The organism is Archangium sp. (assembly GCF_045802675.1).
GTDB lineage: Bacteria > Myxococcota > Myxococcia > Myxococcales > Myxococcaceae > Archangium.
Map to the genome: position 1 here is coordinate 1 of NZ_JBJMQO010000143.1, position 11,365 is coordinate 11,365.

At 69.8% G+C, this 11,365-nt stretch carries 9 protein-coding genes and 1 pseudogene; 5 read left to right on the plus strand and 5 right to left on the minus strand.

What is annotated here, in order from left to right:
• Positions 1-753 (plus strand): annotated as a pseudogene (locus ACJ8AN_RS39465) (cytochrome C); the annotation flags it as partial.
• Positions 753-1,181, plus strand: a complete 429-nt coding sequence (locus tag ACJ8AN_RS39470; protein WP_407760793.1) for an Ig-like domain-containing protein — start codon at positions 753-755, stop codon at positions 1,179-1,181. The pseudogene ACJ8AN_RS39465 and the gene ACJ8AN_RS39470, both read left to right, overlap by 1 nt.
• 55 nt (positions 1,182-1,236) lie before the next feature.
• Here ACJ8AN_RS39470 and ACJ8AN_RS39475 read toward each other — a convergent pair whose 3' ends face one another.
• The 5 genes from ACJ8AN_RS39475 to dnaJ form a co-directional block, all read right to left on the minus strand.
• Complete coding sequence (locus ACJ8AN_RS39475) at positions 1,237-3,792, minus strand: 1-acyl-sn-glycerol-3-phosphate acyltransferase (RefSeq protein ID WP_407760794.1); 2,556 nt, start codon at positions 3,790-3,792, stop codon at positions 1,237-1,239.
• Positions 3,793-3,823: 31 nt separating this feature from the next.
• A complete protein-coding gene (gene argS, locus ACJ8AN_RS39480) occupies positions 3,824-5,542 on the minus strand; it encodes an arginine--tRNA ligase (RefSeq protein WP_407760795.1) in 1,719 nt (572 codons plus the stop codon).
• Positions 5,543-5,619: 77 nt separating this feature from the next.
• Complete coding sequence (locus ACJ8AN_RS39485; protein WP_407760796.1) at positions 5,620-7,305, minus strand: ATP-binding protein; 1,686 nt, start codon at positions 7,303-7,305, stop codon at positions 5,620-5,622.
• Between the two features lie 213 nt (positions 7,306-7,518).
• Positions 7,519-8,244, minus strand: a complete 726-nt coding sequence (locus ACJ8AN_RS39490) for a HEAT repeat domain-containing protein (protein WP_407760797.1) — start codon at positions 8,242-8,244, stop codon at positions 7,519-7,521.
• A 113-nt stretch (positions 8,245-8,357) separates the two neighbouring features.
• A complete protein-coding gene (dnaJ, locus tag ACJ8AN_RS39495; RefSeq protein WP_407760798.1) occupies positions 8,358-9,524 on the minus strand; it encodes a molecular chaperone DnaJ in 1,167 nt (388 codons plus the stop codon).
• A gap of 115 nt (positions 9,525-9,639) precedes the next feature.
• On the opposite strand from dnaJ, the gene ACJ8AN_RS39500 reads away from it, so the two are divergent.
• The 3 genes from ACJ8AN_RS39500 to rpsL all read left to right on the plus strand — a co-directional run.
• A complete protein-coding gene (locus ACJ8AN_RS39500; RefSeq protein WP_407760799.1) occupies positions 9,640-10,353 on the plus strand; it encodes a hypothetical protein in 714 nt (237 codons plus the stop codon).
• Positions 10,350-10,844, plus strand: a complete 495-nt coding sequence (rimI, locus tag ACJ8AN_RS39505; RefSeq protein ID WP_407760800.1) for a ribosomal protein S18-alanine N-acetyltransferase — start codon at positions 10,350-10,352, stop codon at positions 10,842-10,844. Before ACJ8AN_RS39500 ends, rimI begins: the two co-directional genes overlap by 4 nt.
• 206 nt (positions 10,845-11,050) lie before the next feature.
• On the plus strand, positions 11,051-11,365 hold a 315-nt coding region (rpsL, locus tag ACJ8AN_RS39510), incomplete at its 3' end, for a 30S ribosomal protein S12 (protein ID WP_407760801.1).

An 11,365-nucleotide genomic window follows, 5' to 3' on the forward strand; every position in this document is an offset into this window, starting at 1 on the left:
ACGTGTCATGGCGCCATGACGGACGTGCAGCTCGCCACCCGGCAGCAGCTGCCGAAGATGGCCACCTGCTTCCAGTGCCATGACGGCAACGTGGCCTCGAAGGACTGCCGCACCTGCCACCTGACGGAGCCCTCGGGGCGGTTGCAGCTCACGTTCCCCTCGGGCGTGCTGCGGCCGATGCAGGGCAACCCGCTCGGCGTGGACCACGGGCCCCGCTACGAGTTCACCCACGGCAGCCGCGCCTCGGTGGACCGGGGCACCTGCATGTCGTGCCACGCCGAGTCCTACTGCCAGACGTGCCACGACGCGCTCCAGAAGCCGCTGTCCGTGCACCCGAATGATTACCTCACGCTGCACCCGGTGCAGGCGCGGATGGACTCCACGCGCTGCTCGAGCTGCCACCGCATGCAGTCCTTCTGCGCCGCGTGCCACGAGCGAGCCGGGGTGGGCATGGACGCGGACCGCTCGCTGCGCTCGCGCAACGTGAAGGTGCACCCGGACTACAACGCCTGGGTCGAGGTGCCCGGGCCCCAGCACCACGGCGTCGCCGCCTCGCGAGACATGCAGCAGTGCGCGTCCTGCCACCGCGAGGAGTCGTGCATGAGCTGCCACTCGGAGAAGTCGGTGCGGCGGCAGGTGATTCCGCATCCGGATGGCTTCGCCTCGATGTGCAAGCGGGTGGCGGCGGCCAATGACCGGGCCTGCCTCAAGTGCCACACCGAGGCGAGCCTCGTGCAGAAGGGGTGCCGCTGATGCGCCGGTTGCTGCTCGTGGGGCTGCTGGGGTGCGCCGCGTGCCTGGAGCCGGGAGAGCCGTTCCTCGCCACGCGCGACACGGACCCGCCCGACGTGGTGTCCACCGAGCCGAGCGCTGGAGGCACGCTGCCCGTGGGTGGCTCGCTGGAGGTCCTCTTCTCGGAGGCGATGGACGAGCGCACGCTGCGCCCGGGAATCGCCGTCTTCGAGGGGAGGGTGGAGGTGCCCCTGCGGCTGACGGTGCCCGCGGACCGGGACGAGGACGTCGAGCGCGGGGACGTGCCGTACACGGTGACGGTGAGCGCGGAGGCGGGGGCCTTCGAGCCGGGCACGGCGTACACGCTGGTGCTGCGCACCTCGCTCACCGACTCCGAGGGCAACCCGCTCGCCCAGGAGGTCCGGGTGCCCTTCCGCACGGCGCCGTGAGCACGGGTGAGAGGCGTGTAGCGCGGGCTCCGCTGGGGGTCCGCGCTACGGGGGCTCAGCCCTGGTGACGCAGGTAGCGGTGGAGCTCCTCGGCGAACTTCTTCGTCGCCGCGAGGTCGGGCGCCGCGGGTCCGAGCTTCAGCTTCTTGTCCTCTTCCACGAGGTAGCGCTGCTCCAGCAGGTAGGCCACCGCGTTCTCCAGCGTCACCTTGGCCAGCGACTCGGCCGCGGTGATGCGCCCCGAGTGGTACTCGGCCCGTCCCAGGTCCAGCGCCTGCTTCACGAAGGACTTGCGATCCTGCACCGTGCCCGCCGCCACCTCCGCCAGCGTCTGCGTGGCGATCAGGTACGCCTCCAGGTAGTCGCGCAGCAGATCCGCCAGGAACTCCAACTCGGGCCGCGCATGGGGCTCGGGCGCCACGCTCAGCGTGTCCCCCTGGTGCAGCACCAGTCCCATCCGCACCAGCCGCTCCACCGTCTCCGCGAAGATGGTGTCGAAGCTCGCGCCCACCCGGTAGATGAACTCCACCTTGAAGAGCCGCGACAGCCACAGCGCCCGCGCCTTCACCTCGTCGAATGGCGCCGGAGCCCCCACCAGCAGCGCGTTGGCCACGAGGCTTCGCGCCGCCACCAGGTTCATCAGCGTGTTCTTGTAGAAGGACATCTCGCCGCGGCGATCGTCCTCGGCCTGGTAGATGACCTCGCCGTGCGCCTTCTGCGTGCGCACCATCCCGTCCGAGCAGAACGTGCGCATGGCGTCCTGGATGGCGCCCATGGCCTCGGGGTTGCTCGGCGAGTCCTTGAGCATCGTGGACAGCGGCGCCTTGTCCTCCTCGGCGATGCGGCGAAGGACGTTGATGCGATCCGTGAGCTCGCGGCTCGTCATGCCACGCCGGCGGTGGGCCAGCAGGGACGCGCTCACCAGCGCGTGCGGCGTCACGGTGGACACCTTGGTGATGCCGTACATCACCCGGTTGCCCAGCGCGCGCACCAGACCCTTCTTCTGCTCGTCCGAGATGGGCTGCCCCGGCTCGAGCCCGCGGCTCTTCATCAGCTCCACGAGCGACAGCGGCTCATCGACGGTGAGGTGGATGCGGCCGTAGCGAGCCGCGAGCACCTTGGGCGTGCTCAGCAGTGCCTTGAGGTCCTCGGGCTTCTTCTCGCCGCCGGCCAGCTCCTTCGAGTAGCTGCCCGACTCGACCACCTTCTCGTAGTCGATGGACACGGGCACGAAGATGAGATCATTGCGAGCGCCCTCGAGGACGGACTCGACCTGCCAGGTGAACATGCCCAGCTTGGGCTGGAGCAGCTTGCCGGTGCGTGAGCGGCCGCCCTCGGGGAAGAACTCCTGGTGCACGCCGTCGTGCACGAGCTTCTTCACGTAGGCCTTGAAGGACGCGGCGTACACCTTGTCGTCCTTGAAGGAGCGGCGCAGGAAGAAGGCGCCGCAGCGGCGCAGCAGCGGCCCGAGCGGCCAGAAGGACAGGTTGGCGCCCGCGGCCACCAGGGGCACGGCGTAGCCGCGATTCCACAGGAGCCAGCTGAGCACCAGGTAGTCCACGTGGCTCTTGTGCGAGGGGCACAGCACGAGCGGCGCCTTGCTCGCGGCCTTGAGGGCGCGGTTGAGGCCCGCCTCGTCCACCTCGATGCCGTCGTAGATGCGGTTGAACACCCACGCGAGCACCGGCGAGACGAAGGCCAGCGTGGTGGGGCTCGGTTTGGCGGAGATGGCGTCCAGGTTGCGCCGGGCCTGGCGCAGCACGCTCTCGGGGCGGCGGTTGCTCTCGGTGGCCACCGCGTCCAGCGTCTTGCGCAGCGTGCGATCTCTCAGCGTCTCGTCGAGGATTCGCTCGGTGGGCTTCACCGGCGGACCGAAGACGGCGCGCGTCTCGCGGGCCAGGTGGTGGTTGAGGGCGCTGCGCACCTTGCGAGCGATGACCTCGTCCGAGTCCTGCGGGTTCTCCTCGATGAAGCGCTTGAGATCGATGGGCTCGCCCACGCGGAACTGCGCGCGGCGGTAGTTGCGGAAGAACGCCACCATCGAGTGCAGGAAGCCCGGCGCGTCCGGGCTGCCGAAGACGTGGTCCAGGAGGCTCGGCTTGATGCGCGAGGTGCGCTTCTCCCAGACGAACAGCTCGGGCACGAGGAAGACGGTCTTGTCGCTCTTGCGCGCCATGGCGACGAGCGCGGGGAAGGGGTTCTCCTCGATGTCCTTGCCCGAGGCGCTCAGGAGGGCCGTCTTGCGCAGGAAGATGAGGCCGCTGCCGCCCTGACGCCGCGCGTAGGTGAAGCGCACGTCGAAGGGGCCGCGCTGGGCCGTCTTGCGGAACGGGCGGGTGAACCAGGGCCGCAGGTTCACCACCGCCCGCACGGGGGGCAGGGCGCGGCGCACCATGGCCCAGGCGAGGTAGAGGTAGTTCACCCATGCCGTGGAGCGCATGACGTGCACCACGAACCCCTTGGCGTGGAGCGCGCGCAGCTCGTCCTCGGCCTCGGCGGGGAAGCGCACCCCTTCGAGGTAGCGCTGTCCCAGCATCCGGGAGACGGGCCCGAACTCCTCCTTCAATGCCTCGCTGTGACCGACGGCCTGTTGTGACAACGCGGTGTCCACGTGCGAGCCCCCTTTGTCCACACAGTCCTCGCTACATGTTCTCGGGAGTGGCGATACCCAGCAGCGACAGGCCCGCGGCCAGCGCCGAGCGCGTCGCGTCCGTGAGGGCCAGGCGCGCCGCCTTCAGGGGCTCGTTGCCCTCGAGCACGACGCGCTTGGTGCGGTCCTGGTTGCCCAGCGTGTAGTAGCGGCTGAACTCCGCGGCCAGGTCCAGCAGCCAGCGCGCGACGAAGCTGGGCTCGCACTGGTCGGCGGCCTCCTGCACCACCACGGGCAGCCGGGCGATGACGCGCAGCACGGCCTGCTCCTCGGGCAGGGTGAGCAGCGACGCGTCGTACGAGGCCGGAGCCCCACCGGCCCGGCGCAGGATGTTGCAGGTGCGCGCGTGCGCGTACTGGAGGTAGGGACCCGAGTGCCCCTCGAAGGCGAACACGTCCTCCCAGTCGAAGGTGTAGTCGGTGGTCCGGCGGTTCTTCAGATCGCCGAAGACGATGGCGCCCAGGCCGATCTGCTCGGCCAGCTCCTCCGTGCTGCTCGTCTGGATCTTCCCCTCCTGGACGTTCTTCTGCACGATCTCCAGGGCGCGGGCCTTGGCCTCGTCGAGCACGTCGTTGAGCAACACCAGGTTGCCCTTGCGGGTGCTCATGCCGTGCACGCGGCCGAAGTTGATGTGCACCAGGCGCTTGAACCACTCGCGGCCCATGGCCTCCAGCACCCGGAAGAGCTGCCGGAAGTGCAGCGCCTGATCCGTGGCCACCACGTAGAGCGACTTCTCGGGGTGGAAGCGCTCGTAGCGGTCGATGGCCGCCGCCAGATCGCGCGTGGCGTAGAGCGTGCTGCCGTCGTTCTTCTTGAGCAGGACGGGCGGCTCGTTCTCCGCGTAGGGCAGGTCCACGATGGTGGCGCCCTGGGACTCCTTCACGCCAGGCTTGCGGGCGATCTCCTCGATCACCGGCTCCATCTTGCCCTGGTAGAAGCTCTCGCCCTCGATGTGCTCGAACTTGATGCCGAGCCGGGCGTAGATGCGCTCGAAGTCGCGCACGGACGTCTCGCGGAACTCCTTCCAGAGCGCGAGCGCCTCGGTGTCTCCGGCCTCCATGCGGCGGAAGAAGTCGCGGGCGCGCTCGTCGAAGGCGGGCTCGGCCTCGGCGCGCTTGTTGGCCTTGACGTACACCTCCACGAGGTGCGCCATGTCCTTGCGGCGCTCGGACACGCCGAACTCCTGGAAGCCCACGGCCACGAGGCCGAACTGCTTGCCCCAGTCACCCAGGTAGTTGATGCCCTCGACGCGGTAGCCGAGCGCCCGGTGCAGGTTGGCCACGCTGTGGCCGATCATCGTCGAGCGGATGTGGTGGAAGGCGATGGGCTTGGCGATGTTGGGCGACGAGTAGTCCATCACCACCGTCTTCCCGGCGCCCGAGTCCCCACCGCCGTACTTGAGGCCCTGCGAGCGCGCCGCGTCGATGACCTCGGCGGTGAAGGGCATCTGCGAGAACTTCGCGTTGACGTAGGGGCCGGCGGCCACCACCTCGAGGCCCGGTACCTTCACGCCCTGGGCGAGCGCGGCGGCGATGGCCGGAGGCGCCTTCTTCTGCGCCTTGGCCAGCGGGAAGGTGGGGAAGGAGAGGTCGCCGTGAGCCGGGTCGGCCGGCTTGATCTGGGCGTCGATCTCGGAGGCGGGCACGCCCAGGGACTGGGCGAGCGCCTCGACGAAGGCAGTCCGATAGCGGGAGTAGACGGAAGGATTCATTTTATCGCGCGGATACTAAGCGAAAGCCGGGCGTGATCCGCGCACCTTCTGTCAACGCGCTGAGTCGCGGCGGCCTTTCACGAGACGGCCGGGTTGCGGCGGCTCGGGCGCACGACGGCGGCCACGGTGTCCAGGAGCCGGGGCAGTTGCAGCGGCTTCTCGAAAAATCCGTCGATGCGGTCCAGGCCCTGGCCCGCGCCGAGGCTGGAGACCTCGCTGGCGCCGGAGATGATGTAGACGGCCACGTCGGCGAGGGATTCGGTGCCGCGGATGAAGCGCAGCACGGAGCGGCCGTCCTCCTCGCTCAGCCGCAGATCCAACAGCACCATGGCCGGGCGGATGTGCGAGAGGATGGAGCGGGCCTCGGCGGCTCCCGAGGTGGACATCACCCGGTAGCCCTCCTGCTCGAGCACCTGCTGGAGCACCTCGCGGCAGTCGGCGTCGTCCTCGACGAGGAGGATGCCACCGGCGCGGGGGCCGGCCTGGGCGGCGTCGGGCGTGCTGACGGCGCCGGCGAACATGGGCAGCACCATCTGGAAGCTCGTGCCTTCACCGAGCGTGCTGGAGGCCTCCACGCGGCCGCCGTGGAGCGCGAGAATCTTCGCCACCAGCGGCAGGCCGAGGCTGCGGCCCTGGCCCCGGGTGCCCTCGGGCCGGTAGAAGGGATCGAAGAGGTGCTCCAGGTCCTCGGCGCCGATGCCGGGGCCGGAGTCCTTCACGGTGAGCAGGGCGAGCCCGTCCTCGACGGAGACGCGCAGCTCCACGGTGTCCTCGGCCTCGCAGCGGTGGATGCCGCTCTCCACGAGGTTCTGGATGGCCTCGGCGATGCGCTCGCGGTCGCCGCGGACGAAGACCTCGCCGGAGGGGGGCAGGGTGAGCTGCACCTTGTCCTTCTCGGCAATGGGGGTGAGGGTGCGGATGACCTCCTCGGCCACGGACTTGAGGCCGAAGGGGCGCTGGTTGAGCTGCATCTTCCCGGCCTGGAGGCGGGACATGAGCAGCAAGTCGTTCACCATGCGCAGCATTCGGTCCGCGCTGCGGTCGCACACCTGCACCGCGCGGCGCTGGGCGTCGGAGACGGGCCCGAGCTTCTCGCGCCCCATCATGGCCAGGTAGGCCTTGAGGGTGGTGAGGGGGTTCTTCAAGTCATGGGAGACGTTGCCGAGCAGCTCGTCGCGGCTCTGCTCGAGGGCCTTGAGGCCGGCGATGGCCGTCTGGAGATCCTTGTTGCGCCGGGCGCTGTCGTCGCGCAGGCGGGCGACCTCGTAGGCGGCGGAGAGCTGGCCGGCGATTGCCATGAGGAGCGAGTCGGAGAGGGCGCGGCGCGGGGCGATGATGGCGAGCACGCCGGTGATGCCCTGGGGGCTCTCGAGCGGAATGGCGACGGTCTCCTCGTCGCGCAGGAGGGTGCGCTCGGCGAAGGCGCGGCCGACGAGGCCCTCCTCGGGGGTGGCGGCGGTGATGCGCTCGTCGTAGCGGCCGCGCACGTGCTCCACGTGGAGCTGGTTGCGCGAGGGGCTGAAGCGCGCCACGTAGCAGGCCTTGGCCTGCATGAGGGTGTGGACGATTTGAAGCTGGGCGCGCAGGGCCTCGGTGGGGCCGGCGCTGGAGGTGATGTGCTGGGCCATCTCCACCAGGGAGCGCTCGGCGGCCTCGTTGTCCACGGGCGGCTGGGGCTTGGGCGTGCGCCGGGGCTTCTTGGCGTTGGCCTCGGGGCGGAGGGTGACGATCTCAGCCAGATGCGGAACCTTCTTCTTCGGCACGGAGCGACCTCGGCGACCAGGGGGCGGCGCGCCGGCCCCCCTCCAGGTGGAGGGCGACGCGATCACCGCATGGGGCAGATCCTGCGTCACCCGGAGCCGGGGTGGAAACCCTTCCCCGGCTCCTGTCGCAACAGGGCCGACCGCAGGACAATTGCCATGTCCGCTGGACGACACAGGGCGGGTGGGAGGGGTCCAACCCGCCAGGTACCGGGCTCAGCCGCGGCGCTTCACCAGGCCGCCGCCGTCGACGTAGTAGGGGTCGGCCAGGACGGCGTCCACCTTCTCGCGGTAGCCCTGCACGCCGAAGCCGCTCTCCTGGAGCGCCTCCAGCGCGGCCACCTGCACGCGGCGCGCGGTGTCCGGGGCCGTCAGGAGGTGGAGGATGGGCTCGCGCGCCGGCTCGTGCTTCTGGGGGCCGAGCGCCTTGAGGGCGGCGATCTTCACCTCGTCCGCCATGTCGTCGAGGTGGGGGAGCACGGCGGGGGCGATGCGCGCGTCCTGCTTGCCGGTGACGTAGTGCAGGAGGACGACCTTCTTCTCCGGGTCGCGCATGTACTGGGAGCCCAGGTGCTGGAGCGCGTCCACCACGAGGGTGACGACCTCGGCCTCGGGCAGCAGGGCCTCGAGGATGCGCAGGGCCCAGGAGGTGGCCTGCTCGTTCTTGCGCAGGAACTCGGTGACGGGGGGAATGGCGTCCTTGCCGAAGCTCTTGATGAGCTCGAAGACGTGCTCCTTCTCGTCGGCGTCCGTGGTGAGGGGCTCCACGGTGATGGTGTAGCGGTGCAGCAGGACGCTGACGGCCTCGGGGAACTGCATCTCCCCAAGCTGCTGGAGCGCCTTCTGGCGGGTGGACGGGTCCCCATACTTCTGGGTCACCTTGGACTTGAGCTTGAGGGCCTTCTCGGGGCCGGAACCGCCGAGGAAATCGAAGATGCCCATGAGGAAGAGGCTCCGAGGGGTGAATACGAGTTCTTGGCCGCCGTGTAGGACGCGGCGCAAGCTAACGCAAGAAGCTTGGATGGCCAGTGACCGGCCGTCGATTAGTGCTTCAACTAGAGCTGCAACGAGCCCCGGACATCCGATTGGTAGGCGCGGGAGAGGGCCTCGGCGGCCTGGCGGGCCTCGGAGGAGAGGTGCTCGGGCACCTTCACCTGGAGTGTGAGGTAGAGGTCTCCCGAGGGGCCGCCCTTGAGCGAGGGAGCCCCCCGTCCCTTGAGGCGCATCCGGCGGCCGGACTGCGAGCCCGGGGGCACCTTCACCGTCACCTCGCCCTGGAAGGTGGGCACGCGGACCTCGGCGCCGAGCATGGCCTCGGAGACGGTCACCGGCAGGTCCAGGTAGAGGTCATCGCCCTCGCGGCGCACCAGGGGGTGCTCGGCGACGATCGTCTCGATGTAGAGGTCCCCGGGAGGCCCCCCGCGCGAGCCCGCCGCGCCCTGGCCGGACAGCCGCACCTTGGAGCCCGTGTGGACGCCGGCGGGGAGCTTCACGGTGAGGCGGGCCGTCTCCTCCACGACGCCCGAGCCCTGGCAGGAAGGGCAGGGGGGCGCGGCGCGGCCGGTGCCGCGGCAGGTGGGGCACGTGCCGCTCGCGGCCATGCCGAGGATGCCTCCGGCGCGACGCACCTTGCCGGTGCCGCCGCAGGTGGCGCAGGTGGAGGGCGTACCGACCTGGCCCGCGCCCTGGCAGCGCTGGCAGCGGCCGGGGCGGGGCAGCGAGAGGGTTCGCTCCACGCCGGTGAGGGCCTCGTTGAAGCTGAGCGAGAGCGTGGCGGTGATGTCCTCGCCCGCGGTGGGACCGGCGGCCCGGCCTCCTGCGGCGCGGCCGAACATCTCCCCCATGTCCACGCCGCCCGCGCCGCCGCGGTTGAAGATCTCCCCGAAGAGGTCGCCCAGGTCGATGTCGGGGCCGACGCCGCCAGAGGGCCTGCCGCCGCCGGCCGCGCGCGCGGCCTTGTAGGCCCGGTACTGCTGGGCCTTCTTCTCGTCGAAGCCGAACTGGGCCGCCTCGTCGCCGAACTCGTCGTACAGCTTGCGCTTGCGCTCGTCCGAGAGCACCTCGAAGGCCGCGTTGAGCTGCTTGAACTTCTCTTCCGCCGACTTGTCGCCCGGGTTGACGTCCGGGTGGTACTTGCGAGCGAGCTTGCGGAAGGCCTTCTTGATTTCGTCGGCCGATGCCGTCCGGGACACGCCGAGAATCTGGTAGTAGTCGTCCGCCATGGGGTTGCCGCCCTCCGAAACTGCAAAAACGTAACCAGCCGTGCGGCGAGCGCCAGCACGGCGTGTGCCTCAAGGTCCGGATGTATAAAGTGGCCGGAGGCACATGAGGGAAAGAATGGGAGCAGCGCGCGGTCGGGGAGCGAAGATCGGGCTGGTGGTGGGCTGGCTCGCGCTGGTGCCGGTGTCCGCTGCCTGGCAGGCCGCTCCCGAGGACTCCCAGGACGCCTCCTCTGGGGGCCGGGTGCTCGACCGGGTGGTGGCGGTCATCGGCAACCAGGTGCTGACCCTGAGCGAGCTCGAGTTCGAGACCCGGGTGGCGCTGGTGCTGCGAGGAGGCGTGCGAGCGGCCGAGGCCTCGCTCGACGAGCAGACGCTCCGGGGAGCGCTCGAGCTGGCCATCAACCAGCGGCTGCTGGTGGCGGGGGCGGACAGGCTGCAGGCCTTCCCGGCGGAGCGCTCGGAGGTGGAGGGGCGGCTGAAGGCCTTCCGCGAGCGCTTCGAGGACGAGACGGCGCTCCTGGCCTTCCTGGCCCGGCACGACGCGGACCTGGAGCAGCTCTCGGCGGTGTTGGAGCGGGGAGTGCGGGCCGAGCGCATCCTGGACAGCCGGGTCCGCTTGCGCGCGCAGGTGGGTGAGGCGGAGGTGCGGCGGTACTGGGAGGAGCACAAGGCGGTGCTGGGCGGGCCGTACGAGTCGGTGCGGGAGGCCCTGAAGGAGAAGCTTTTCCGGGAGCGCTACAGCCAGCTCGCGAAGGAGGAATTCGCCCAGGTGAGGGCGGGCGCGAAGGTCCGGCGGGTGGCTCCCTTCGCCCGGGAGGCGCCGCAATGAGGCGGATGCGCGAGGAGCCCCGCGAGTCCCCATTCCTGATCCGCCGGATGACGCGGGAGGACCTGCCGGCGGTGATGGAGCTGGAGAAGGCCTCTTTCACCAACCCCTGGTCCTACGAACTGCTGCAGCGCGAGCTCGGCCACGACTGGTCCGTCATCTTCCTCGCGGAGGAGTCCCTGCCCGAGGGAGACCGGCGCCTGCTGGGCATCTCCATCTTCTGGATCGTCCACGACGAGGTGCACGTGCTCAACGTGGCCACGGCGCCCGAGCACCGGCGGCGCGGGGTGGGGCGGCAGCTGATGGAGGCCACCCTGGCCGAGGGGCGAGCACGCAAGTGCAGCCTGGCGACGTTGGAGGTGCGCAAGAGCAACGAGCCGGCCATCCACCTCTACAAGTCGTTCGGCTTCCGCCCGGTCGGGGTGCGGCCGAACTACTACGTGGACGCGGGCCAGCCGCCCGAGGACGCGATCGTGATGGTCCTCGACTTCTAGGTGGTAGGAGAGTAGAGGACCGAGCCAGCCAGGAGAAAGTGGGAAAGGGTGCCGGTGGGGTCCACGGTTGGAATGCCGTGGGCTGGCGGTGCTTGACACAGGGTAGCCCCTCCCTATACTCGCGGCCCTTTTTCAAGCGCAGTTGTAGGTTTGTATGCGCCCCTGGGTACACCCGCCCGGGGCAAACGGGAAGGAAGAGAAGCTCAGTGCCAACCATCAGTCAGCTGGTCCGTCAGGGCCGCCAGAAGTTGAACATCAAGGGCAAGAGCCCCGCGCTGAAGGAGTGCCCTCAGAAGCGTGGCGTCTGCACCCGCGTGTACACCACCACTCCGAAGAAGCCGAACTCGGCCCTCCGCAAGGTGGCGCGTGTTCGTCTGACCAACGGGATCGAGGTCACCTCGTACATCCCCGGCGTGGGTCACAACCTCCAGGAGCACTCGGTGGTGATGATCCGCGGGGGACGTGTGAAGGATCTCCCGGGTGTGCGTTACCACATCGTTCGTGGCACGCTGGATACCTCG